The organism is Ensifer sp. GW101-20A05 (genome assembly GCF_059424735.1).
Window position 1 is genome coordinate 155,259 of record NZ_JBWKZT010000010.1, and the last position, 25,432, is coordinate 180,690.

General features: G+C 62.3%; 20 protein-coding genes. 13 read left to right on the forward strand and 7 right to left on the reverse strand.

Annotated elements, in window-relative coordinates:
• The first annotated feature begins 5 nt into the window (after nt 1–5).
• The 7 genes from AC070A_RS23340 (at nt 6) to AC070A_RS23370 (ending at nt 8,195) form a co-directional block, all read left to right on the forward strand.
• Complete coding sequence (locus tag AC070A_RS23340) at nt 6–983, forward strand: quinone oxidoreductase family protein (protein ID WP_057255898.1); 978 nt, start codon at nt 6–8, stop codon at nt 981–983.
• 48 nt (nt 984–1,031) lie between these two features.
• Nucleotides 1,032–2,606, forward strand: coding sequence for an ABC transporter ATP-binding protein (locus AC070A_RS23345; RefSeq protein WP_492384603.1), 1,575 nt, complete (start codon nt 1,032–1,034; stop codon nt 2,604–2,606).
• Nucleotides 2,596–3,690 carry an ABC transporter permease gene (locus AC070A_RS23350; RefSeq protein WP_057255902.1) on the forward strand — a complete coding sequence of 365 codons (1,095 nt, stop codon included), beginning with the start codon at nt 2,596–2,598 and terminating at the stop codon, nt 3,688–3,690. Before AC070A_RS23345 ends, AC070A_RS23350 begins: the two co-directional genes overlap by 11 nt.
• Nucleotides 3,690–4,610 (forward strand): ABC transporter permease, encoded by a 921-nt coding sequence (locus AC070A_RS23355; RefSeq protein WP_057255904.1) that lies wholly within the window; start codon nt 3,690–3,692, stop codon nt 4,608–4,610. Before AC070A_RS23350 ends, AC070A_RS23355 begins: the two co-directional genes overlap by 1 nt.
• Nucleotides 4,611–4,658: 48 nt before the next feature.
• Entirely contained in the window at nt 4,659–5,729 is a 1,071-nt protein-coding gene (locus tag AC070A_RS23360; RefSeq protein WP_057255906.1) for a BMP family ABC transporter substrate-binding protein, read from the forward strand.
• Between the two features lie 264 nt (nt 5,730–5,993).
• The gene (locus AC070A_RS23365; protein ID WP_057255908.1) at nt 5,994–6,737 is read left to right on the forward strand and encodes a FadR/GntR family transcriptional regulator; all 744 of its coding nucleotides are present in this window, start codon (nt 5,994–5,996) and stop codon (nt 6,735–6,737) included.
• Nucleotides 6,738–6,902: 165 nt separating this feature from the next.
• Complete coding sequence (locus AC070A_RS23370; protein WP_057255910.1) at nt 6,903–8,195, forward strand: hemolysin family protein; 1,293 nt, start codon at nt 6,903–6,905, stop codon at nt 8,193–8,195.
• A 311-nt stretch (nt 8,196–8,506) separates the two neighbouring features.
• Here AC070A_RS23370 and AC070A_RS23375 read toward each other — a convergent pair whose 3' ends face one another.
• From AC070A_RS23375 to AC070A_RS23395, 5 genes are read right to left on the reverse strand one after another with little or no spacing between them, the layout of a single operon-like run.
• Nucleotides 8,507–9,718 (reverse strand): molybdopterin molybdotransferase MoeA, encoded by a 1,212-nt coding sequence (locus AC070A_RS23375; protein WP_057255912.1) that lies wholly within the window; start codon nt 9,716–9,718, stop codon nt 8,507–8,509.
• A 4-nt stretch (nt 9,719–9,722) separates the two neighbouring features.
• Nucleotides 9,723–10,211 (reverse strand): cyclic pyranopterin monophosphate synthase MoaC, encoded by a 489-nt coding sequence (moaC, locus tag AC070A_RS23380; protein ID WP_057255914.1) that lies wholly within the window; start codon nt 10,209–10,211, stop codon nt 9,723–9,725.
• Nucleotides 10,211–11,026 (reverse strand): indole-3-glycerol phosphate synthase TrpC, encoded by an 816-nt coding sequence (gene trpC, locus AC070A_RS23385; RefSeq protein ID WP_057255917.1) that lies wholly within the window; start codon nt 11,024–11,026, stop codon nt 10,211–10,213. The genes moaC and trpC overlap by 1 nt, the downstream gene beginning before the upstream one ends.
• A gap of 16 nt (nt 11,027–11,042) precedes the next feature.
• Entirely contained in the window at nt 11,043–12,056 is a 1,014-nt protein-coding gene (gene trpD / locus AC070A_RS23390; protein WP_057255919.1) for an anthranilate phosphoribosyltransferase, read from the reverse strand.
• An 18-nt stretch (nt 12,057–12,074) separates the two neighbouring features.
• Nucleotides 12,075–13,967: a peptidylprolyl isomerase gene (locus AC070A_RS23395; protein ID WP_113737539.1), complete on the reverse strand. Its 1,893-nt coding sequence runs from the start codon at nt 13,965–13,967 to the stop codon at nt 12,075–12,077.
• 350 nt (nt 13,968–14,317) lie between these two features.
• On the opposite strand from AC070A_RS23395, the gene AC070A_RS23400 reads away from it, so the two are divergent.
• The gene (locus tag AC070A_RS23400) at nt 14,318–15,964 is read left to right on the forward strand and encodes a Na/Pi cotransporter family protein (RefSeq protein WP_057255922.1); all 1,647 of its coding nucleotides are present in this window, start codon (nt 14,318–14,320) and stop codon (nt 15,962–15,964) included.
• 10 nt (nt 15,965–15,974) lie between these two features.
• Here AC070A_RS23400 and AC070A_RS23405 read toward each other — a convergent pair whose 3' ends face one another.
• A complete protein-coding gene (locus tag AC070A_RS23405) occupies nt 15,975–17,741 on the reverse strand; it encodes a hypothetical protein (RefSeq protein ID WP_057255924.1) in 1,767 nt (588 codons plus the stop codon).
• Nucleotides 17,742–17,985: 244 nt separating this feature from the next.
• On the opposite strand from AC070A_RS23405, the gene glmU reads away from it, so the two are divergent.
• The 4 genes from glmU (at nt 17,986) to AC070A_RS23425 (ending at nt 22,637) form a co-directional block, all read left to right on the forward strand.
• Nucleotides 17,986–19,356: a bifunctional UDP-N-acetylglucosamine diphosphorylase/glucosamine-1-phosphate N-acetyltransferase GlmU gene (glmU, locus tag AC070A_RS23410; RefSeq protein WP_057255926.1), complete on the forward strand. Its 1,371-nt coding sequence runs from the start codon at nt 17,986–17,988 to the stop codon at nt 19,354–19,356.
• Nucleotides 19,357–19,605: 249 nt separating this feature from the next.
• Nucleotides 19,606–21,432: a glutamine--fructose-6-phosphate transaminase (isomerizing) gene (gene glmS, locus AC070A_RS23415; protein WP_057255929.1), complete on the forward strand. Its 1,827-nt coding sequence runs from the start codon at nt 19,606–19,608 to the stop codon at nt 21,430–21,432.
• On the forward strand, nt 21,432–21,929 hold the full coding sequence (locus tag AC070A_RS23420; protein WP_057256082.1) for a GNAT family N-acetyltransferase: 498 nt from the start codon (nt 21,432–21,434) through the stop codon (nt 21,927–21,929). Before glmS ends, AC070A_RS23420 begins: the two co-directional genes overlap by 1 nt.
• 18 nt (nt 21,930–21,947) lie before the next feature.
• Nucleotides 21,948–22,637 carry a DUF502 domain-containing protein gene (locus AC070A_RS23425; RefSeq protein ID WP_057255931.1) on the forward strand — a complete coding sequence of 230 codons (690 nt, stop codon included), beginning with the start codon at nt 21,948–21,950 and terminating at the stop codon, nt 22,635–22,637.
• Between the two features lie 47 nt (nt 22,638–22,684).
• On the opposite strand, the gene recG is transcribed toward AC070A_RS23425, so the two are convergent.
• Nucleotides 22,685–24,790, reverse strand: a complete 2,106-nt coding sequence (gene recG / locus AC070A_RS23430; protein WP_057255934.1) for an ATP-dependent DNA helicase RecG — start codon at nt 24,788–24,790, stop codon at nt 22,685–22,687.
• A 329-nt stretch (nt 24,791–25,119) separates the two neighbouring features.
• On the opposite strand from recG, the gene AC070A_RS23435 reads away from it, so the two are divergent.
• Nucleotides 25,120–25,425: an FAD assembly factor SdhE gene (locus AC070A_RS23435; protein ID WP_057255936.1), complete on the forward strand. Its 306-nt coding sequence runs from the start codon at nt 25,120–25,122 to the stop codon at nt 25,423–25,425.
• Nucleotides 25,426–25,432: the final 7 nt, after the last annotated feature.

Sequence of the window (25,432 nt, forward strand, 5' to 3'; positions counted from 1 at the left end):
AGGCAATGGCACAGGCGATTGTGGTACGCGAACTCGGTGGACCGGAGGTCCTGAAACTCGAAGGCGTCACGCTCTCGCCGCCGGGTCCGGGCGAGGTGCAGATCCGCCAGGTTGCTGTTGGCCTCAACTTCATCGACGTCTATTTCCGCACCGGCCTCTATAAATCCGCCTCTGGCCTGCCTTTCGTGCCGGGCAAGGAGGGCGCAGGCATCGTCACGGCGGTTGGCGATGGCGTCAGCCTCTTCTCCGTTGGTGATCGCGTCGCCTATGCGTCGGCCGACGGCGCCTATGCCAGTGAGCGCAATGTCGACGCCTCGCAACTGGTGAATGTGCCAGACGGCATCAGCCTCGAGACCGCGGCGGCGATGATGTTGAAGGGCATGACGGCGCAATATCTGCTCAACCAGACATATCAGGTGGGCCCCGGCGCGACGATCCTGTTCCATGCGGCCGCCGGCGGCGTCGGTCTAATCGCTGGGCAGTGGGCAAAGGCGCTTGGCGCAACCGTGATCGGCACCGCGGGCTCGCAGGGCAAGATCGATCTGGCGCTGGCGCACGGCTACGACCACGTCATCAACTACAGCACCGACAATTTTGTCGCGCGGGTGAAGGAATTGACCGATGGCCGCGGTGTTGATGTCGTCTACGATTCCGTCGGGCGCGATACCTATCCGGCGTCGCTGGACTGCCTGAAGCCGCGCGGTCTCTGGGTCAGCTTCGGCAATTCGTCCGGTCCGGTGGACGCGTTTAGCATCGGCATTCTGGCGCAGAAGGGATCGATTTTCGCGACCCGTCCGACACTCTTCGGTTACGTTGCCACGCGGCCTGCGCTGGAAGCGTGTGCAAATTCCCTGTTTGATATTGTGCAAAGCAACAAAGTGCGTATCAATATAAATCAGACTTATCCGCTCGCCGATGCAGGGCGGGCGCATACGGATCTCGAGACAAGAAAAACAAGTGGAACAACACTGCTGATTCCGTGATCGAAGCCTTAAGGCGGACGCGGATCAACAGAGGGGAAAGAGGGCAGCGTGCCTGTTGAGGGAGTAGCGGCGAACGGTCACCTATTGGCTGTGAGCAACCTGACGAAATTGTTTGGCAGCTTCGCGGCCTGCAATGGGATCAATCTGCAGATTGAACAGGGCGAAATCCACGCCCTTCTCGGCGAAAACGGTGCCGGAAAATCGACCCTGGTGAAGATGCTGTTCGGCGTATTGGCGCCGACGGCAGGAGAGATCCTTTGGCAGGGCCAGAGCGTGCGCATCGCCAATCCCGCCGCCGCGCGCAAACTCGGCATCGGCATGGTTTTCCAGCATTTTTCGCTGTTCGAGGCGCTGACCGTCGCGGAAAACATTGCGCTCTCCATGGATGCGAACATCTCGCTCGCGAAGGTGGCGGAAGAGGCTTCGCGCCTATCGCATGCCTACGGCTTGCCGCTCGACCCCAAGGCGCATGTGGCCGATCTTTCCGTGGGCGAGCGCCAGCGGATCGAGATCGTGCGCGCGCTGCTGCAGAACCCGCGCCTCATCATTCTCGACGAGCCGACTTCGGTTCTGACTCCGCAGGAAGCCGATCGCCTGTTCGAAACGCTCTACAAGCTGAAGGCGGAGGGCCGCTCGGTTCTCTATATCAGCCACCGGCTCGAAGAGGTCCAACGCATCTGCGACCGCGCAACGGTGCTGCGTCACGGCAAGGTGACGGGCGCTTGCGATCCGAAGGCGGAGACCCCGTCGTCGCTGGCGCGCATGATGGTTGGAAGTGACGTCGCGGCGGTGACGGCCGAAGGCACGAGCGCCAAGGGCCAGGTGCAGCTCGAGGCGCGGCGTCTGACGGTTCCGGCCCGCACACCCTTTGCCGTTTCGCTGAAGAACATCTGTCTAAAGGTCCACGCCGGCGAGGTGCTGGCAATCTCCGGTGTCGCCGGCAATGGCCAGGGCGAACTCTTCGATGCGCTGTCGGGCGAGTATCCGGTCGTTGACGAGAATGCCGTGCAGATCCGGCAGAAGCCGGTCGGCAACAGGAACATCAATGCCCGCCGCCTGATGGGCGCGGGCTTCGTTCCCGAAGAGCGCCACGGCCATGCCGCCGTATCGGCGCTGCCGCTCTCGGACAATCTCGTGCTTGCCCGCAGCCGTTCGGACGCCAAGGCATTCCTTGGTGGCGGTTTCCTCAAGATCATCCGCCGCGATGCGGTGACGAGCGCCACGAAGCGCATTTCCGAGGCGATGGACGTGCGCAAGAGCGGCGAGGACCCGCCGGCGGGCTCGCTGTCGGGCGGCAACCTGCAGAAGTTCATCGTCGGCCGTGAGCTCGACCGGCAGCCGAGCGTGCTCGTCGTCAATCAACCGACCTGGGGTGTCGATGCCGGCGCCGCCAGCCGTATTCGCCAGGCGCTCGTTGACCTTGCCAAGGCGGGCTCGGCTGTTCTCGTCATCAGCCAGGATCTGGACGAGATCTTCGAGGTGGCGACGGAAATCGCCGTCATCAGCGACGGGCGGCTCTCCGATCCCTATCCGGCGAAAGAACTCTCGCGCGAAAAGATCGGCCTGCTGATGGGCGGCATGTACGGCAAGACGGAAGGCACGGAGGCCGCACATGCGCATTGAACTGGAAAAGCGCGCCAAGGTCTCGACGCTGTTTTCGATCCTGTCGCCGTTCATCGCCTTCCTGCTGACGATTGTCTTCGGCGGCATCATGTTCGCGCTGCTCGGCAAGAACCCGGTGATGGCGCTCTACAGCTTCTTCGTCGAACCGTTGAGCGAGGTCTGGTCGCTGCACGAACTGGCGATCAAGGCAGCCCCCCTGATCCTGATCGGCGTCGGGCTTTCGGTCTGCTTCCGCTCCAACAACTGGAACATCGGTGCCGAGGGCCAGTTCATCATGGGCGCCATCGCCGGTTCGATCCTGCCGGTGGTCTTCTACGACTGGCAGTCGCCGCTGGTGCTGCCGCTGATGATGCTAATGGGCATGCTCGGCGGCGCTTTGTTTGCGGCAATTCCCGCCTTCCTCAAGGCGCATATGAACACCAATGAAATCCTGACGAGCCTGATGCTGGTCTATGTCGCTCAGCTCTTTCTCGACTGGCTGGTGCGTGGCCCCTGGCGCAACCCGGGTGGGATGAATTTTCCGGAGACGCGCACTTTCGCCGTCGATGCGATCCTGCCGGAGATGATCGCCTCGGGACGGACCCATTGGGGCTTCGCTTTCGCCATCATCGCGGCAGTCCTCGTCTGGTTCATGATGCGCTACACGCTGAAGGGCTTCGAGATTTCCGTTCTCGGCCAGTCGGAACGGGCAGGGCGCTTTGCCGGTTTCTCGTCGCGCCGGATGATCTGGTTTTCGATGCTGCTGTCCGGCGCCTTGGCTGGGCTCGCCGGCATATCCGAGGTCAGCGGTGCGATCCAGCAGCTGCGCCCGGTCATCTCGCCCGGCTACGGCTTCACCGCGATCATCGTCGCCTTCCTTGGTCGCCTCAATCCGCTCGGCATTGTGGCCGCCGGCCTGGTGCTCGCCTTGACCTATCTCGGCGGTGAAGCGGCGCAGCTTTCGATCGGCGTTTCCGAAAAGGTGACGCGCGTCTTCCAGGGATTGCTGCTCTTCTTCGTGCTCTCCTGCGACACCCTCATCCACTACCGCATCAAACTGGTCTTCGACCGGTTGACCGCGACAAACACCGAGGTGAGCCGCTGATGGGTATTGTCGAAGCGATCCTCTTGAGTGTCATCACCGCCGCGACCCCGCTGGTGCTCGCCGCGATCGGCGAACTGGTGACGGAACGCTCAGGCGTTCTCAACCTCGGCGTCGAAGGCATGATGATCATGGGGGCGGTCTCCGCCTTCGCGATCACCCAGATTACCGGCTCGCCCTATCTCGGCATGCTTGCAGGTGTTGCCTGCGGCGCGATCTTCTCGCAGCTCTTCGCTTTCCTGACGTTGACGCTCGTGGCAAACCAGGTGGCGACCGGCCTTGCCCTGACGCTGCTCGGGATCGGCGTTTCCGGCATGATGGGCGAGAGTTTCCTCGGCCTTCAGGGCATCAAGCTGCAGCCGATCACGATACCGCTTCTGGCGGACATTCCGGTGATCGGTCCGCTGCTGTTCCGACAGGACATCATCTTTTATCTATCGATTGCGATTGTCGCCGGCGTGCACTGGTTCCTGTTTCGCAGCCGCGCCGGTCTCAAGCTCAGGGCTGTCGGCGACAGCCACGCTTCCGCGCACGCGCTCGGCGTTGACGTCATCCGCACCCGTTATCTGGCCGTCATGTTCGGCGGCGCTTGCGCCGGGCTCGCCGGTGCGCAGCTGTCGCTCGTCTACACGCCGCAATGGGTGGAAAACATGTCGGCGGGGCGCGGCTGGATCGGGCTGGCGCTGGTGGTCTTTTCTTCCTGGCGGCCCTGGCGGCTGGTGGCCGGCGGCTATCTCTTCGGTGCGGTCTCGATCAGCCAGCTGCATGCGCAGGCCTTCGGTCTGGGTATTCCCTCACAACTCCTTTCATCGCTTCCTTATGTGGCGACGATCGTCGTACTCATTCTCATTTCGCACAACCGGCGCATGACCTTGATCAATACACCGGCATCGCTCGGCAAACCGTTCGTGCCGGACCGCTGACAGACAGTATTTCAGACAAACGTTTCTCAAACCGACAGGGGTAAAAAAATGAAGAAACTACTGCTCGCTCTCGCAAGCACCGCGGCGGTGATCGGCTTCGCCACGGGTGCCAGCGCTCAGGAAAAGGCCAAGGTCTGCTTCGTCTACGTCGGTGCCAAGACCGATGGCGGCTGGACCCAGGCGCACGACATCGGCCGTCAGGAGCTGGAAAAGCAACTCGGCGACAAGATCGAGACCCAGTATCTCGAAAGCGTGCCGGAAGGCCCCGATGCGGAGCGCGCAATCGAGCGCCTGGCACGCTCTGGTTGCGGCCTGATCTTCACGACGTCGTTCGGCTTCATGGATGCGACCATCAAGATCGCGCAGAAGTTCCCGGACGTGAAGTTCGAACATGCCACCGGCTACAAGACCGCGCCGAACGTCGCGACCTACAACAGCCGCTTCTATGAAGGCCGCTACATCCAGGGCCAGATCGCCGCGAAAATGTCGCAGAAGGGCGTCGCCGGCTACATCGCATCCTTCCCGATCCCGGAAGTGGTGATGGGCATCAACTCCTTCATCATCGGTGCGCGCTCGGTAAACCCCGATTTCAAGATCAAGGTCGTGTGGGCAAACACCTGGTTTGACCCCGGCAAGGAAGCCGATGCCGCCAAGGCGCTGGTTGACCAGGGCGTCGACATCCTGACGCAGCACACCGACACGACGGCTCCGATGCAGGTTGCCGCGGAACGCGGCATCAAGGCCTTCGGCCAGGCTTCCGACATGATCAAGGCTGGCCCGGAGACGCAGCTGACGGCCATTGTCGACACCTGGGGCGCCTATTACATCAAACGCACGCAGGCTTTCCTCGACGGCAAGTGGGAAACGACATCGAGCTGGGACGGCCTGAAGGACGGCATCCTGACGATGGCGCCCTACACCAACATGCCTGATGACGTGAAGAAGCTGGCCGAGGAAACCGAAGCCAAGATCAAGTCGGGCGAGCTCAAGCCCTTCACCGGCCCGCTGAAGAAGCAGGACGGCAGCGAATGGCTCGCAGCCGGCGCAACGTCTGATGACGGCACCCTGCTCGGCATGAACTTCTACGTCGAGGGCGTCGACGACCAGCTGCCGAAGTAAACGGCTGCACAGAAGCGAAGTGGGACAAACCCCGCCGCCTGGCGGGGTTTGTTCGTTTCAGAATGGGGCATGGCAAGCCTGTGCGGCTACGATCGGACATCGTTTGCCAACGCCGATTTCGCCTGTCTTTCCGGGGGCTTTCCGGAATCGGTCGATCAAACTACACTCGTTTGCGCAAGTTTGGACAAACGGTCGGCGGCGCTGCGCAGCACCGATATCCGTGTGTCGGCAAAGTCAGGCAGGGGAGTGCCTGGAGGAGATGGATTGAACAGGAGTTTGCTGGAAACCGTTGTGTCCGGCTCGCGCAAACGCACGAGCCATGCGCATGTCGTCGATCAACTGGGAAAGGCGATCATATCCGGCGAGTTTCCTGTGGGCTCGATCCTTCCGGGAGATCCGGAGCTCGCCGCGCGCTTCAAGGTGTCGCGAACAGTACTGCGCGAGTCCATGAAGACGCTTGCCGCCAAGGGGCTGGTCGTGCCCCGTGCCCGCATCGGCACGCGCGTAACGCCGCGCAACGACTGGAACCTGTTCGACAGCGATATCCTGACCTGGCATTTCGAGTGCGGGGTCGATGAAGATTTTCTCTACCACCTGAGTGAAGTGCGCCTCGCCTTCGAGCCGCATGCAGCAGCCCTGGCCGCGCGAAACGCCTCGGAAGCGGAAATCAGCCGTATGATGCGGCTCGCCGTTGCCATGGGCGAAGAGGGACACACGGCAGAGAGCCTTGCCGTGGCGGATCTGAAATTTCACCTCGCTGTCGCCGAAGCCTCCGGAAATCCGTTCATGCGGACGGTCGGCGGGCTGATTGAAGCGGCGCTGGTTGGCGTCTTCAAGCTGAGCTCGCCTGTCGCCGAAAGGGGCGGCATAGACGAGGTCGCCCGCAACCATATCCGCATCGTTGAGGAAATCGGCCGCCGCGACGAAGTCGGCGCCCGGCTCGCGATGGAGAATGTGATCAAGATCGGTCGCGAGCGGGTCCGCAGCGCCTTGCATAACCGCGCCTGAGTTCAGCTTCTCCGGGATTGTTCGAAATCCCGCTATTGATGATCTCCAATGTTCAGCAGATCGCATAGATTTCAATGCTTGCGCTTGCTCAGATCGCCCGCTGGCCTTATCTGGTGATTGGTCGTTCCCAGCGGAGCGGCTTTCGTCAACGGTGATCTGGAGACCATGTCCGAATTTTTTGTCATTTTCGTCCTGCTTTTGATTAATGCATTTTTTGCTCTCTCGGAAATGGCAATCGTCTCGGCAAGCAAGCCCATGCTTCGCCAGATGGCAAAACAGGGAAACGCCCGCGCCGAGGTTGCGCTGCGGCTGGCGGAAGATCCCGGTAAATTCCTTTCCACGGTACAGGTCGGCATTACGCTGGTCGGCACGCTGGCCGGCGCCTATGGCGGTGCGACTATCGCTGCCAAGATCGCACCGACCCTCGATGAAATCGCCTGGATTCATCCCTACGGAAATACGGTCGCCGTCGCGCTCGTCGTCACCCTGATTACGTTCCTCTCGGTCGTGATCGGCGAGCTTATCCCGAAGCAACTGGCACTGAAGAATTCCGAAGCGCTGGCGATGTTCGTCGCGCGCCCGATGCATCTTCTGTCGCGGATCGCGGCTCCGATCGTCTATCTGTTCGAAACGGCCGCATCGGTCGCCATGCGCCTCCTCGGCATGCGCCCGGATGATCCGGACCATGTAACGGAGGAGGAAGTCCACGCGATCATGGCCGAGGGTGTCGAAAGCGGCGCGATCGAGAAGTCGGAGCACGAGATGCTCCGCCGCATCATCCGGCTTGGCGACCGCAACGTGAAGTCGATTATGACCCACCGGACCGAGGTGAGCTTCATCGACGTCAACGACAGTCTGGAGACGGTGGGCCGCAAGATCGGCCAATTCAACCATTCCCGTTATCCGGTGGTCGATGGACCGAGCGGCGACGTGCTTGGCGCCGTCCTAGCGAAGGAGGTCCTGAACGCCCCGACCTCCAGTCCGTTCGATGTGCGCAGGTACATAAAGGAAATCCACACCTTGCCGGAGACGGCTTCCTGCCTAAAGGCACTGGAAGCCTTCAAGTCGTCGAGCATCAATTTGGCGATGATCGTCGACGAATATGGCAGCACCGAAGGCATCATCACCATCGCCGATATCCTCGAAGCGATCGTCGGCGTGTTGCCGTCGAACTACGACGACATCGAACACGCGCTGATCCGTGTGCGTGAGGATGGCAGCTACCTCGTCGACGGCCGCACGCCGATCGACGAAATTCACCTGACGATCGGCATCGAAGGCATCGATGCCGACGGTAACTTCGAGACAATCGCCGGTTTCCTGGTGCAGCAGCTGCGCAAGACGCCGGAGGAGGGCGATATCGCCATCGCTCACGGCTACCGGTTCGAGGTAATCGACATGGATGCACGCCGGATCGACAAGATCCTGGTCAGCCGAAGCGACGAAGCGGCCAACTGATCCAGTCCATGAAACGTGTCGAGGGGGCCGGGGGCGCAGTTGCTCTCGGCGCGAGGCGGTAGCGTCGCTATGGATTGCCTCACCCGCCGCAAATGCAAAAGGCCGGGCTAAACCCGACCTTTTTCCAGATCACCGCGGGTCCGCTAGTACATCCGTAGTCGGAGGTCCTCGGCGGTGGTAGCTTGCTTGTACAGAGTTATGATGTCGGCGCCATGACACCAGCCACGGCTCCGGAGCAGAAATGAGTCCGTCCAGTATCGGCGACGCTTGGTCCGCCGGTCCGCGGATGCCAGCAGAATTGACAAAGCGGTTCAGCGAAGCCTGAGGATGTCGCAGGATGCGCCCTGGGGTGCTTCTGCAGCGTGCGGCCGGCGCACGATCAGGCAGTCGGACTGGGCAAAGACTTTCATCATCGACGAATCCTGCCGCGAGAACGGATGGGCAATGAGGTCACCATCCTCACCCTTAGTGAGCCGCGCGCGCACATAGTCCTGCCTGATGTCGTTGGCGGGCAAGGCGCTTGCAAGTTTCGCCGTCGTCATGCGTTCGCGGAACGGTAGCTGTGCGAGCTTGCGTGTCAGCGGCTCCAGGAACAGCAGCGCGCAAACGAGGCTCGAGACCGGGTTGCCGGGGAGGCCGAGCACGGTCGTAGCTCCGAGCTTGCCTACCATCAGTGGCTTTCCCGGCCGCATGGCGATGCGCCAGAAGTCGAGCGTCATGCCGCAGGAAAGTAGAGTTGCCTGAACCAGGTCATGGTCGCCGACCGACGCGCCGCCGAGCGTGACAAGCACGTCGACATCGGCTGCTTGAGCCCGCGCGACCTGAGCGGCGATTGCCTGCTGGTCGTCGGCGACAATGCCAAGATCGATGACCTCCGCGCCATTGTCGCGCGCGATTGCCGCGACGCCGAAGCTGTTCGAGGCGATGATCTGGTCCGGCCCCGGCTTGCTCCCGGGAGGCAGAAGCTCGTCGCCGGTCGCAAGGATTGCGATCTTCGGCCGCTTGAAAACGGGGAGATTCGCGTGGTTCATGCCCGCGGCCAGCGTCAGTCGCCCGGCATCGAGTAGGTTACCAGCCGATAGCGCCTTTTCGTCCTGAGCGAAGTCCTGTCCGGCCAAGCGGATATGGCGGCCCTTGCCGGGCACGAACTTGGTGCGGATCCGGTCTTCCGGCCGGCGCTCGGTATCTTCCTGGATGATCACCGTATCGGCACCGGCGGGCAGGGGGGCTCCGGTGAAGATGCGGACGGCCTCTCCAGGCCCCACCTCTCCCTTGAAGCCATGGCCGGCAGCCGATTGGCCGATCACAATAAGTTCCGCGCCAGCGGTCTCGATATCCTGATGGCGAACCGCATAGCCGTCCATCGCCGAATTGTCGAAGGCGGGATGAGTGACGAGTGCCGAGATATCCTCGGCAAGGACGCGGCCGACAGCGTCGTGAAGATCGACACGCTCTGCCAGTGGTCTCGGGGTTGCGCTGTCGAGAATTCGGTCGAGTGCATCTTCGACGGACAGCAGCGACATGACCTCAGTTCCCTTCGCGCCGAAAATCGCCGGACCGACCGCCGGACTTGCTGACCACCCGGATCCCGCCGATCTCCATTTCCCGATCTGCGGCCTTCGCCATATCGTAGATGGTAAGGCACGCGACGCTCACAGCCGTCAACGCTTCCATCTCGACGCCCGTGCGGCCGGTGAGTTTGGCGAGTGCCTCGACCCGGAGGCCGGGAAGCGTGGGGTCGGGCGTGATGTCAACGGCAACCTTCGTCAGCATCAGCGGGTGGCAGAGCGGGATGAGATTGGCGGTCTGCTTGGCGGCCATGATGCCGGCGAGCCGCGCGGTGCCGATGACATCGCCCTTCTTCGCATCGCCTTCGAGAATGAGCGTCAGCGTTTCCGCCTTCATGCGCACATGGCCCTCGGCGACCGCAATGCGCACCGTCTCGGCCTTTTCGCCGACATCCACCATGTTCGCTTCGCCGCTGCCACCAAGATGCGTGAGCGTCGGCTTACCCATCACTCGGCCGCCAATGTGTTTGCAGCGCCGGTCAGCAGGGTACGCGTGGCCGCTTCCACATCGCTCTTGCGCATCAGGCTTTCGCCGACGAGGAAGGTGGTGATGCCGCTCTTTTCCAGGCGCTGGCAATCCTCATGGGTGAAGATGCCGCTTTCGCCGACCAGCAGCCGGTCGGAAGGGACCATGCCTGCTAGCTGCTCCGAGACGGCGAGGTTGACCTCGAAGGTGCGCAAATTGCGGTTGTTGATGCCGACGAGGGGGGAGGCGAGCTTGAGCGCCCGTTCCATTTCCTCGGCGTCGTGCACTTCGATCAGCACATCCATGCCAAGCTCGAAGGCCGCATCTTCAAGGCGGCGGGCGTCGTCGTCGCTGAGCGAAGCCATGATCAGCAGGATGCAGTCCGCGCCCCAGGCCCGAGCCTCGAACACCTGGTAGCTTTCGAACATGAAGTCCTTGCGCAGTGCCGGCAGGCCGCAGGCCGCGCGTGCGGCTTCCAGAAAGGCCGGTGCACCTTGAAAGCTCGGCGCATCCGTGAGTACCGAGAGACAGGCGGCACCACCAGCTTCGTAGGCCTTGGCAAGCGCCGGCGGGTCGAAGTCCGGACGAATGAGCCCCTTGGATGGGCTCGCCTTCTTGATCTCCGCGATCAGCCCGAATGTGCCGCCGGCCCTGCGCGCGGTGAGCGCTGAGTGAAAGCCACGCGGCGCAGACTGTTCGGCAATATGCGCCTTGAGTTCGGAAAGCGGCGTCTGTGCTTTCGCGGCCGCGATCTCGTCGCGCTTGTAGGCTTCGATCTTGCGCAGGATATCCGTCATCGTTGCCGATCCTTCTTCAGGCTGCGTTCGAAACGCTGATCAGGCGCTGCAGCGCCATCTTGGCGCCGCCGCTCGAAAGCGACTGGCGGGCGAGCGCCATGCCCTCGCCGAGGTCTTTCGCCCGTCCGGCTATCATCAGCGATGCGGCCGCATTGGCAAGGGAAATGTCCCGATAGGGGTTCTCGGCGCCATCGAGCACGGCCTGGAGCGCAACGGCATTGTGCGCGCCGTCGCCGCCTTTCAGTACATCGAGCGTCACCGTAGGAAGGCCGAAATCGGCCGGCGTCAGCGTGAAAGTCGAGATCTTGCCGTCTTCGAGGGCAGCGACCTGCGTCGTCCCGGTCGTGGTGATCTCGTCGAGGCCTTCGCCGTGAACGACCCAGACATTTTTGGAACCGAGATCGCGCAGCACTTCCGCGAGCGGCTGTACCCACTGCGGCGCATAGACGCCGACCAGCTGTCGCTTGACGCCCGCCGGATTGGAGAGCGGGCCGAGCAAGTTGAATATCGTGCGCGTGCCAAGCTCCACCCGCGTTGGGCCGACGTGGCGCATTGCCGAATGATGCTGCTGTGCGAACATGAAGCCGACGCCCGCCTCGCGAATGCACTGCGAGATAGCTTCGGGGCCGATGTCGAGCTTGACGCCGAGGCACGAGAGCGCATCGGCGGTGCCCGACTTCGAGCTCAGCGCGCGGTTGCCGTGCTTGGCAACCGGTACACCGGCGCCGGCGACGATGAGCGAAGCGAGCGTCGAGATGTTGTAGGTGCCGGCGCCGTCGCCGCCGGTTCCGACGATATCGATGGCATCATCAGGTGCATCGACCGGCAGCATGCGGGCACGCATGGCGCCGACCGCGCCGACGATCTCATCGACCGTTTCGCCGCGCACGCGCAGCGCCATCAGGAAGCCACCGATCTGCGATGGCGTCGCGGCCCCCGACATGATGATTTCGAAGGCGGCACGCGCGTCTTCGCGGTTCAGCGCCTCACGGGCGGCCACCTTGGCGACGAATGGCTTCAGATCACTCATCGTTTGTTTCCTCGAAGCCTATCGTTGCGCAATTGCGGTTTCGCCGAGCGTCTGGTTGATCGTCACGCCATAAGCGGCCTGCAGCGTGGCGACCATTTGATCGACAATATCTGCACCGCTGACGCTGGCCAGAGCCTCGATCTGACGGCTATCGTCCTGCAGGGCATCCGTCGGGCCGCCATCCTCGACCGCCGTCACCTGCAAGAGCACCTGTCCCTCGCCACCGATGCCGGCAGCGTTGGTGACAAGACCGTTCGGGCCCGAGAAGGCAGCGACGACAGCCGCCGGGCTAAGGGCGGCGTCCGAAGTGGAGCGCATCAGGCCGGACTTCGTTTCGACGGCGAGGCCGAGTTCATTGGCAATGTCGGCAAGCTTTGCACCCTGCGCGAGACGCTGCTTCAGCTCACCGGCCTTCTTGGCAAGTGCTGCGCGCTGCTGTTCTGCCATCCAGTCGGCGCCGACTTCGTCGCGAGCCTCGTCCAGCGTGCGATCACGCGCGGGGGTAACTTCATCGAGGTCGAACCAGACATAGCCGTCGCGGCCGACATTCACCGGCAGGGTTTCTGCGCCGACATCCGCCTTGAAGACTTCCTGCAGAAGGGCTGCCTGCTCCGGCAGACCGGCAACGTCGTCGCCGTTCTTGTCCTTGCCGGTTGCATCGATCGCATCGATGGTCACCAGCTTCAGCTTGAGCTGGTCGGCCACTTCCTTGATCGGAGCCCCGGAAGCGCGCTCGTCCTCGATCTTGTCGTGGAGGCGCATGACTTCTTCGCTCGCCGCGGAAAGCGCGATGTCCTTGCGCAGCTCTTCCTTGACTTCGTCGAAGCTGCGCACCGCTTCCGGCCGGATATTCGTCACGCGGAGAATGACCGGGCCGAAGGCGCCGTCGACAACCGGAGATACGCCGCCGTCTGCGGCAACTGCGAAGGCCGCCTCGGCGACCTTGGCATCGGGCACGCGATCCTTGGAGAATTCGCCGAGAAGAACGTCGGCCGACGTCTTGCCTTCGGCTTTCACCAGATCGTCGAAGCTCGTGCCGGACGAGAGCTTGGCCGCTGCGGCGTCAGCCGCTGCACGCGACGGGAAGGTAAGCTGCTCGATGGTCCGCGTCGCAACGGTGCGGAAGCTCTCCTTGCGCCGGTCATACTCGGTGCGCATCTCATCTTCCGTCACGGCTGCGGTGTCGGCGACGTCGACCGGCTCGAGCTTTACATAGCTGACCTTGCGGTATTCGGGGGCGCGATAGTTTGCCTTGCGGCCATCGTACCAGGGCGTCAACACGTCGTCGCCCGGTGCCTTCACAGCGTCGATATTGGCGTTCGAGAGCAGCAGGTAGTCGACCGTCCGCTTTTCGTGGCGGTAGGCGCCGATCGCGTCGGTCAGCACCTTGGGAGCGGCATAACCGTCCGAGAGGGCATCGACGATCTGCGAACGGATCGCGGTCTGGCTCTGGCTGTTGATGTAGTCCTGTTCGCGCAGGCCGGCGTTGCGCAGAACGCTGGAGAACGTCAGACGGTCGAACTGGCCGTTGACGCTGTGGAACGCCGGATCGTCGGCGATCAGCTTGGCCAGCCGGTCCTGCGACAGCCCGAGGTTCATGTCGTCTGCAAGCTGGTCGAGAGCAGCGCCGGCGACGACCTGCGAATAGACCCGCTGTTCGATGCCGAAGGCGCGTGCCTGTTGTGGCGTCAGCCGCGTGCCGAGCTGGCGGGAGGCCTGAGCCAGCATGGTTTCATAGGTAAGCCGGAACTCCGGCGCCTTGACCTTGACGTCGCCGACGACCACCACCGCATCCGATTGGTTCGTCATCGTCAGAGATGAGCCGCCCCACACCATGAACGACAGCACGAGAATGACTAGCAGGCCTTTGACAACCCAGGTCTGGGCGGCAGTTCTCAGGAATTCGAGCATGGGGGCAGAAACCTCGTTGCAATGCGGCGGCCATTGGCCAAAACGAATTCGTTCCTTAAAACAAACGAAACAGGAAATGAAGGGTTGTTTGCCGCAAATTGCGCACGCTCACGGGATCGTTGGTCGATCCCGATCGCCCGGTTTTCAATGGTTGCCACCGGCGCATTGCAGCGCGCGCGTGAGATCGCCGGTCAGCCCGCCAGCCCATCGGGCGCGCGCGGTACAATCCATGTCGGATTCATTAGCCGGCAATTGAAATTTATCTGTCAGATTGTGTCGAATACGCCTTGGAACTGTGCTTCTGTTGCACGGTAAGGGGCGATTCTGAAGACCCCGCAGGAAGGCATGCCATGCAGTCGACAATCGTGATGGTCAATCTTTTTGGAGCAGTCGCACTGCTGCTCTTCGGCCTGTCGCTCGTCAAGGACGGCGTGACACGCGCCTTCGGTGCGCGCTTGCGCGCCGGTCTCGCCCAAGGAACCAACGGGGCCGTACGCTCGTTCGCGACCGGACTTGTGGCGACGCTGGCCCTGCAGAGTTCGACGGCCACCGCCTTGATGACCGCTTCCTTCGTGGAGAAGGGGCTCGTGCGCTCGCGCATGGCGCAGATCGTGCTTCTCGGGGCCAATGTCGGGACAGCCATGACCGCCTGGATCGTCGCGACCGGCATCGAGTGGCTGTCGCCGCTCGTGATCCTCGTCGGCGTAGTTCTGCACCGTGCCAGCCGCTCGAACGCCCGCCAGGGTCTCGGGGCGGCCTTTGTCGGCATCGGCCTCATGCTGCTGTCGTTGCATCTGCTGGGCTCGGCGACCGAGCCGATGCGTGATTCTCCGGCGCTCGCCGCGTTTCTCGGCATGCTCGACAGCGCCTGGCCCGTCGCGCTCATCATATCTGCCGGGCTTGCCTTCGCTTCATCTTCCAGCCTGGCGGTCGTCATGCTGGTCCTGTCGCTTTCGTCTGCGGGCATTCTCACCGTGGGGCTGACGGTGGCGCTCGTGCTTGGCGCGAACCTTGGAGGAGCGATCCCGCCGGTCATGGCGACCCTGGCTTCTGCCCCGTCCGCGCGCCGCGTCACTCTCGGCAATCTCGTCATTCGTGCGGTCGGCTGTTTGATTGCGCTGCCGCTGACCAGCATGAGCGTCGAGTTCCTGCAGAGCCTGCCGCTGCCGCGCCAGAACCTGCCCGTCGATATCCATCTTGCCTTCAATCTCGCCGTCGCGATCCTCGCCTGGCCTTTTGCCGGGCTATTGTCGCAACTGATGGTCCGCTTCATTCCCGATACGGAGACGGAAGAGAGCGGGCCGCGCTATCTCGACGAAAATGCCCTGCACACCCCGGTCATGGCGCTTTCCGGAGCGACCCGCGAGGTGCTGCGCGTGGGCGACCTGGTCGAGATGATGCTGATGCGCGCAGCCAATGCTTTCGAGAACAACGATCTCTCCGATATTCGCGACATCGCCAAGTTCGAAAAACAGGTCGACCAGCTACAGCAGGAAGTGAAGATCTTCCTGTCGCGCTTGGGGCGCGATGGTTTGAGCCAGGAAGACGGCCGGCGCTCGATCGTCATCATCGACTACGCCATCAACCTCGAGCATATGGGCGACATCATCGAGAAGGGGCTCTGCGATGAGATCGCCAAGAAGGTCAACAACGGTCTGAAGTTCTCGGAGGAAGGTTATCAGGAGCTGAAAAGCCTGTTCAATCTTACGATCGACAATCTTCGCGTTGCCCAATCCATCTTCGTCAGTCGCAATGCCGATCTCGCCCGCCAGCTCATCGAGGTGAAGGTGAGCGTTCGCCACATGGAGAAGCGTTCGGCCGAGCGGCACATCGAGCGGTTGCGCGACGGGCTGGTTCAAAGCCTGCAGACCAGCTCGCTGCATCTCGACATGCTGCGCGATCTCAAGCGCGTCAACGCGCATATCGCGTCCGTCGCCTATCCGATCCTGGAGGAGAGCGGGCTTTTGACCGAAAGCCGTCTCCGGCCCGAAGCCTAATCGTCAGATCTCAAGAGCCACTGGCGGCGGGCGCCGCGGCCTTTAATTCATTGCGGATGAAGGCGTCATAGCATTTCGTCAGCATCACTCGGGTGTGGCCGGGCTCGAGGCTCGGCTGATAGAGCGAAAGCAGCATGCGGTTTACGTTGGTGACCGGACAAGTCGGTACGAGCGCGATGTCGAGTGACCGGATAGCGGCGCGGACATTTTCATCCGGCGGAGGGACAGCACGGAACGGATCGGCACCGATGGCGACATGTTCCGGCGCGCGGCGATCCATCAGCCAGGGAAAAGGATTGGTGAAATCGACGTTGAGGATCGTCTCGAAACGTACGCCATTTGCCGTTTCATAGGCGCGCATCGCATCGATGGCTTCATCCACATTGGTCAGCCAGCCGGCCTGGAAATCGAAATCGCTGTAAAGCAGGAAAGACGGTAGCTCGCCGGCATCCGCCATGGCATCGAATGTGGGGCGATGCGCCGCATAGATATCGCGCAGGCGCTCGGCGCGCAGTGCGAGAATCGGCCGTAGATTGACTGCCCCCATCGTTTTGAGGTTTCGGCTCTCGAGCGGCACATTGTTGACGGCGCCGATCCAGGCGCGAGCGCTCTTTTGAACAATGGCGCTGGCCGGCGGCAGGGCGGCCGCCAGGGCAAGAATGGCCACTGTGATCGCACGTGGCTTGGGCGCGGCACCGCTGACCTCGTCGACAACGATCTTGAGCAGCAAAGGCAGCAGAAAGATAAAGGCCTGGCTGCCGGTGTTCTGGCTTTCGAAAAGAATGCCGGCGAAAACGAAGGCCGCCAGCCAAAGAAACGATTGGTCGAAGACGTCCGCGAGTGCCGATGCAGAGGGGTTCCCGCCAAGCTGTCGCAAGGACCGCGCAAAGGACAGAAGGTGCGCCACGAAAAGCACCAGCGCGAGCAGTCCGGCCGGAATCAGCAGGCCGGCATTGAGCGACGCCGCCTGCAGCAGACGCGGCAACAGGCTGCCGTCATTGACGGCCAGCAGCGCAAGGATGTCGTCGATATAGGCAGACACCGCGCCCATCGAAATCTCGACCACGGCCAGCACGGCGAAGAACAGCAACGCTACGGCTACCGCTGATTTGAAGGGGATACGGCCTGCGGCAAATGCCACTAGGCAAAGAACTGTGCCAGCGATAACGCCCGTGATCTTCACGAAAAAGAGAGCGGCCATCGCCGCTGCAACGACGACCACGAGAATACGACGGTCGCGAACATGAACCAATGCCGCTGCCAGCACGTAGAGGAGCTGGCAGACCTGGCGGTTGTAAATGCCGAAGCCATCGGAGCCGGGGTAGGGGTAGAAATCGCCGGTGTTGAACGGCACCACCGAGAAGACCAGGAACGGCAGCAGGATCGCATAGGCAAGGAGCGCAGAGCGCTTTTGCACGTCGAAGACGACGAGCGCGATCGCCGGCCCGGTGACGAGCAGCAAGCACCAGCTCGCCAGCAGCAACGGCTGGCCGTTGGGAAAGATGCCCTGGAGACCCGTGAACAGGTAGTAGCCAAGCGCGCCAACGGGCGTGAAGAAGTCGACTGACGGCACTTGCCCGTCTCGTATGCGGTTGGCGGCATCGAGATAAAGGTAGTGATCCCAGAACATCGGGCCGATCGGCTGCCGGATCGTGATGGAGAGCAGGAGCGCGAGCACGCCGAGGGTGACGACAAGCAAGAACAATGGTGAGCGGACGAAGGTGAGGGCCACGCTCGCCTGTCGTGCCTGTACATCCAGTTCGGTGCGGCTATGCATTGCGGTTTCGTTCCCCCCGGGGAGCGATGCACCCGCACTGCTTGCTGACACAGGCTCCGCGCCTTCTTATGCCATCATCCGGTTTTAAGCCGGTTAATGCGACGTGATTGTGAGAATTATGCTTCTCGCAATATCTTGGCGATACCACAGCGCCGAATCGTGCGTGATTTTGTACTTGAGGCGATTTCGATTTAAGAAATTGTGCAGGGGGCGTCGGCCTCGGAAAGACCAAGGAGACTATTGTATGGAACGGACGTGCCTGGCCATCATTCTGGCTGCGGGTGAAAGCACGCGGATGAAATCGTCCATGTCGAAGGTGCTGCATCCGGTCGCCGGCCGGCCGATGATCGCTCATGTCGTCCAGGCGCTGGCAAGCGCTTCGATTTCCGATATCGCCCTGGTGGTCGGTCGTGATGCGGAATCGGTTTCGGCGGCGGCCGATGTCGGCGGCGTGTCGGTCTCTTCCTATCTGCAGAAGGAACGGCTGGGCACGGGTCATGCAGTGCTGGCCGCGCGTGACGCCATAGCGAAAGGCTATGACGATATTCTCGTCGTCTTCGGTGATACGCCGCTGATCAAGCCGGAGCCGCTGAAGGCCGCACGTGATGGCCTTGCCGCCGGCAACGACGTGGTGGTGATCGGCTTCGAGGCGGCGGATCCGAGCGGGTATGGACGTCTAATCGTCAAGGACGGTGCCTTGCTCGCCATTCGCGAGCATAAGGATGCGACCGACGAAGAACGCCGCATCACCTATTGCAACGGTGGACTGATGGCGATCGACGGCCGCAAGGCGCTCGATCTCCTCGGGCGCATCGGCAACGCCAACGTCAAGGGCGAATATTACCTGACGGATCTCGTCGAGATCGTGCGCGAGATCGGCGGGCGGGCGATCGCCGTCGAGGCTCCTGAGGAGGAACTGACCGGCTGCAACACACGCGCCGAACTCGCCTTCATCGAGCGGCTCTGGCAGCAGCGGCGGCGCCACGAGCTGATGTTGTCGGGCGTATCGATGATCGCGCCGGAAACGGTGTTCCTCGCCTGGGATACGGTGCTTGAGCAGGATGTGCTGGTCGAGCCGAATGTCGTCTTCGGTCCCGGCGCGCGCGTCGAGAGCGGTGCGATCATCCACGCTTTCTCGCATGTCGAGGGCGCGACGGTCCGGGCAGGGGCGACAGTTGGTCCCTTTGCTCGGCTGCGCCCGGGCGCCGATCTTGGCGAAAAGTCCAAGGTCGGCAACTTCTGCGAGGTCAAGAAGGCGGAGATCGGCGCCGGCGCCAAGGTCAACCACCTGACCTATATCGGCGACGCCTTCGTCGGCGCGGGTTCGAACATCGGGGCCGGTACGATCACCTGCAACTATGATGGCGTGAACAAGCATGAGACCCGCATCGGCGAAGATGCCTTCATCGGGTCGAATTCGTCGCTGGTCGCACCGGTGACGATCGGCGATGGCGCCCTGGTCGCCTCGGGCAGCGTGATTACCGAGGATGTTCCGGCCGATGCCGTTGCCTTCGGCCGCGCGCGCCAGGAGATCAAGCCGGGTCGGGCGCGGCTGCTGCGCGAGCGCTACCTGGCTGTGAAGGCGGCCAAGAAAGCTGCGAAAACGGCCGAATAGATCTACAGCGCCGCGCGCCTTATCGGATGCGCAAAGGTCGCTGTAGCGCTTTGATTGCTGCAGGTTTTCTTGCCTGAATCGGTTGCGATTCAAGGAAGCCTGCGGAGCGTTAAATACTGAAACCGAAAGTGAAATCGGGGCGGATTGCCTCGCTCGACAAATGCTTTACCAAGGCAGCGCAACGGGCGGGACATCCGCCCTTATCGGCTGAGGCGCCACAACGGGCGCGGGGACAAATCGGAGACGACTATGTGCGGTATTGTTGGCATCGTTGGCAACCAGCCGGTATCGGAGCGCCTGGTTGATGCGCTGAAGCGCCTCGAATACCGCGGCTATGATTCCGCCGGCGTTGCGACCATCAATGGTGGAGCGTTGGAGCGCCGGCGTGCCGAGGGCAAGCTCGTCAATCTCGAGATCCGGCTTCGCGAAGAGCCGCTCGCCGGCACGATCGGCATTGCGCACACGCGTTGGGCGACCCATGGCGCGCCGACCGAGCGCAACGCCCATCCGCACTTCACCGACGGTGTCGCCGTCGTCCACAACGGCATCATTGAGAACTTTGCCGATTTGAAGGACGAACTGATCGCCGACGGCGCCAAGTTCGAGACGGACACCGACACCGAGGTCGTGGCACATCTGCTCTCCAGGTTCCGCCGCGAGGGCCTTGGCCGGCGCGAGGCGATGCATGCGATGCTCAAGCGGGTCACCGGCGCATATGCGCTCGCCGTGCTCTTTGAGGACGACCCGTCGACGATCATGGCGGCGCGCAACGGACCGCCGCTGGCGATCGGCCACGGCAAGGGCGAGATGTTCCTCGGCTCCGACGCGATCGCGCTTTCGCCCTTCACCAACGAGATCACCTATCTGATCGATGGTGACTGGGCGGTGATCGGCGCAAACGGCGTGCATATCTTCGATCTCGCCGGCAATGCCATCGACCGTCCGCGGCAGATCTCGTCGGCCGCCGCCTATATGATCGACAAGGGCAACCACCGGCATTTCATGGAGAAGGAGATCTATGAGCAGCCGGAGGTGATCGCGCACGCGCTCAGTCACTACGTCGATTTTGCCGGCAACCGCATCAAGGCACTCGGCGACACGATCGATTTTGCCAAGGTTCCGAGTCTCGCAATCTCCGCTTGCGGCACGGCCTATCTTGCCGGCCTCGTCGGCAAATACTGGTTCGAGCGCTATGCCCGCCTGCCGGTGGAAATCGACGTCGCTTCCGAGTTCCGCTATCGCGAAATCCCGTTGTCGCCGCAGTCGGCAGCACTGTTCATCTCGCAGTCGGGCGAAACTGCCGACACGCTGGCTTCGCTGCGCTATTGCAAGGAGCTGGGCTTAAAGATCGGCGCCGTCGTCAATACGCGCGAATCGACGATCGCCCGCGAGTCGGACGCCGTGTTCCCGATCCTCGCCGGTCCGGAGATCGGTGTCGCCTCCACCAAGGCCTTCACCTGCCAGCTCGCGGTGCTGGCGTCGCTCGCGATCGGCGCCGGACGCGCCCGCGGCACGGTCAGTGCAGACGAGGAGCAGGTGCTGGTTCGCTCTCTCGCCGAAATGCCGCGTATCATGGGCCAGGTGCTGAACGCGATCCAGCCGCAGATCGAGCTTCTGTCGCGCGAGCTGTCGAAGTGCCGCGACGTGCTCTATCTCGGCCGCGGCACCAGCTTCCCGCTGGCGATGGAAGGCGCGCTGAAGCTCAAGGAGATCTCCTATATCCACGCCGAAGGTTATGCCGCCGGCGAGCTGAAGCATGGACCGATCGCGCTGATCGATGAAAACATGCCGGTCATCGTCATCGCGCCGCACGACCGCTTCTATGAGAAGACGGTCTCCAACATGCAGGAAGTGGCTGCGCGCGGTGGCCGGATCATCCTGATCACCGACGAGAAGGGGGCCGCCGCCTCCAAGCTCGAAACGATGGCGACGATCGTGCTGCCAAATGTCGACGAGGTCGTCGCGCCGATGATCTTTTCTCTGCCGATCCAGCTGCTTGCCTACCACACCGCGGTGTTCATGGGCACAGACGTCGACCAGCCCCGCAACCTCGCCAAATCGGTGACCGTTGAGTGATCTACGTCCGGCATGAGCGCCCAGGAGATGAGAAGGGGATCCGCGAGGTGACCGCGGCCGCCTTCGAAGGGCATCCGCACAGTGATCAGAGCGAGCCCCTCATCATCGAACGCCTGCGCGAAGCCGGGGCGCTCAGCGTGTCTTTGGTTGCCGAGATGAACGACGAGATTGTCGGGCACGTCGCCTTCTCGCCCGTCACTCTGACGCCGGCAGAATCCGGCTGGTTCGGGCTTGGGCCTGTGTCGGTCAAGCCGGACGTTCAGGCACAGGGCATCGGCAGGCAGTTGATCCGCGAGGGCCTCGAATGGCTGCGTGCCGAGGGTGCCTCTGGCTGCGTCGTCGTCGGCGATCCTGCCTATTATCAAAAGTTCGGTTTCCGCAACGAATCGGCTCTTGTATTCCCCGGTTGTGCGCCGCAATATTTCATGGCGCTGGCTCTTTCCAGCGCGATGGCGGCTGGCACGGTCGCCTATCATCCGGCCTTTGGGGCCGAGTGAGGTTAAGACGGAAGAAGCATGACGGAACACTCAAAACGCGGCTATATCGGCACCCGGCTGCGCAACTATTTCCTGACCGGCCTGATCGTCTGCGCACCGGTGGCGATCACCGTTTGGCTCGTGCGCACGTTCATCGATTGGGCCGATGGGTGGGTGAAGCCGTATCTGCCGAACTTCTACAATCCGGACACCTATTCGCCCGTAGCCATTCCCGGCTTCGGGTTGCTCGTTGCCATTTTCGTGATCACGTTCGTCGGCTTCATGACCGCAAACCTCGTCGGTCGGTCGATCGTCAATTTCGCCGAGTCCCTGGTCAATCGAACGCCGCTCGTCCGTACGATCTACAAGGCAACGAAACAGATCTTCCAGACGGTGCTGCAGGAACAGTCGTCGTCCTTCAAGAAGGCAGGGCTGATCGAGTATCCGAGCCCCGGCCTCTGGTCGCTCGTGTTCATTGCGACCGACGTTAAAGGCGAGATCGCATCCAAGTTCGACGATCGTGGCATGGACATGGTGGCGGTGTTCCTGCCACCGACTCCGATCCCCACTGCCGGCTTTCTGCTGTTTGTTGCGCGCGACAAGATCATACCGCTTGAGATGAGCGCGGAAGATGCAGCCAAGCTGCTGATTTCCGGCGGCTTGGTGACGCCCGACTACAAGCCGCTCGCCAACGCGCCGCTGAAGATCAGCCAGCAGAAAACCGCCTGACATCGAGGCACACTTCGGGACGGAAACCGGCTCACGCTTTCTCGCCTCTAGCCGGCGCGCAGGAAGCGGATCGCCTCGTCGCGTCGGTAGAGATAGAGCAGCGTCCGGAGTGCTTCACCGCGTTCCGACGTCAGATCTGGGTCGCGCTCGATCACATAGGCGGCGTCCTTCCGCGCGATTTCCAACAGGTCGCCATGGGCTTCCAGGCTGGCGATGCGGAAGCCCGGCGTGCCCGACTGGCGCGTGCCGAGCAACTCGCCTTCGCCGCGCAGCTTCAAGTCTTCCTCGGCGATCAGGAAGCCGTCCTCGCTGTCGCGCAGGATCGAGAGCCGTGATCGGCCATTTTCGCTGAGCGGTCCCTTGTAGAGCAGGATGCAGGTCGAAGCCTCATCGCCCCGGCCAACGCGGCCGCGCAATTGATGAAGCTGGGCAAGGCCGAAGCGTTCCGCATGTTCGATCACCATGATCGTCGCATCGGGCACGTCGACGCCGACTTCCACGACGGTGGTGGCGACCAGCAAGCGGATCTCGCCATTCTTGAAGGCGAGCATGACTGCATCTTTCTCCGCCCCATTCATGCGACCGTGTACGAGGCCGACGGTGTTGCCGAAGCGTTTGGCGAGGCCTTCGTACCTCTCTTCCGCCGACATGACGTCGACTGCTTCCGACTCCTCGACAAGCGGGCAGATCCAATAGGCCTTTTTGCCTTCGCGAAGCGCTGCATCCAGCCGTTCGACGATATCGCCGGTACGCTCCGTCGGAATCGTCACGGTCTGGATCGGCTTCCGCCCGGCAGGCTTCTCAGTCAGCTTCGAGACATCCATGTCGCCGAAGGCCGCGAGCACCAGCGTACGCGGGATCGGTGTTGCCGTCATGACGAGCATATGCGGCGAGATTCCCTTGGCGGTCAGGCGCAGGCGCTGGTGAACGCCGAAACGATGCTGCTCGTCCACCACCGCCAGCGTCAATTCTCTATAGTTCACCGTATCCTGGAAAAGTGCGTGCGTACCGATCACCATCCGCGTCTCGCCGGATGCGATGCGATCAAGGATTGCATCGCGTTCCTTGCCCTTGGTGCGGCCAGTCAGGACGTCAATCGTGATGCCGGCCGGGGCGGCCATCCTGGCAAGGGTCGCATGGTGTTGCCGGGCGAGGATTTCCGTCGGTGCCATCAGCACGGCCTGGCCGCCGGATTCGACCGCTGCGAGCATCGCCATCAGCGCCACCATCGTCTTGCCGGAGCCGACGTCGCCCTGCAGCAGCCGCAGCATGCGTTCGGTGCCTGCCATATCCTTGAGGATGTCGGCAATAGCCGTGGACTGGCTCGCCGTCAGCGAAAAGGGAAGGGCGTCGATGACCGGGCGGGAGAGCGCGCCGGTAGCATGGACCGGAATGCCTGCGACCTTGCGCAGACGTTGCCGGACCAGTGCCAATGACAGTTGCCCGGCAAGAAATTCGTCATAGGCCAGGCGGCGGCGCGCGGGTGCCTGGGGATCGATATCCGTTGCATCCCGGGGATCATGCAGCGCTCGGAAACTCTCGGCCGCACTGGCGAAGCCCTGCTTGGTGAGCAGCGCATCGTCCACCCATTCCGGCATTTCCGGGACGCGGGCGACAGCCGCCTCGATCGACTTGCGCAAGGTCCGGGGCGAAAGTCCGGCGGTCAGACCATAGACCGGTTCGACCAGCGGCAGGTTTTCCGCCTCGCTTGCGCGGACCGCGTAGTCTGGATGGACCATCGAAGGCCGGCCGTTGAACCAGTCGACCTTGCCGCTGACGATCACCGTCTCATCCACCGGCAGCGATTTCTCCAGCCAATTGCCTTTGACCCGGAAGTAGGTGAGCGCCAGTTCGCCGGTTTCGTCATGCAGGAAGACGCGGTAGGGCAGGTTTGGTTTGCCGCGCGGCGGTGGCTGATGGCGATCGACCCGGCCGGTAATGGTGACGATTACCCCTTGCGGCGCATGGGCAATGCCGGGCTGCTGGCGACGGTCGATCAGCGAATGCGGCGCATGGAAGACAAGATCGACGACACGGCAATCCTCGATCGTTTCGCGGCCGAGCAGCTTGGCATAGAGCTCGCCGATCTTCGGGCCGATGCCGGGAAGCGTGTCGAGCGGTGAGAAGAGCGGGTCGAGCAGGGCGGGACGCATGGTGATGAAATTGCGATGATAAATCGGGCTTTGGCAAGGCTGACAATCACCAATTCAGAGTTTATAGAGCCCATTGACGACAAACCGTAGCCTAGAGCGTCCCGCTTTCAAGTGGTATCACTGAAGGCGACAAGGTGCTCTGGAATCAAAGCGCTGGAGCGTCCCTCGCGTGTTCGTCCGAATGCGCGGCGCTCTCCTGCATGTTTCCTTTCTCCCTAAATCCAATCCGGTTTAGGGACAAAAACATGCAGCAATCTAAAGTGCTACAGCGACTTTCGTGCGCCTTGGAAGACGCGCGGCGCGGTAGCGGGCGGCAGGAAGGAATTTCCATGACTGGCATCTCACGCACCAGCGCCGATCTCGATCCGCGGCGACGGCGGATCCTGTTCCGCGCCTGGCATCGCGGCATCCGCGAGATGGACCTGATCCTCGGGCAGTTTGCAGAGGCCGAGCTTTCGGTGCTTTCCGAAGTGGAGCTCGATGAACTCGAGACGATCATGCGCGAAGAGGACAATGATCTCGTCAGGTGGATCACCGGTGAACAACCTCTGCCCGTTCGCTATCAGACGCCGATGTTCGAGCGCATTGCCGCCTATCGTCCGGATTTCGACAAGCTTCCCGAAGGGATGAAATAGAGCGATG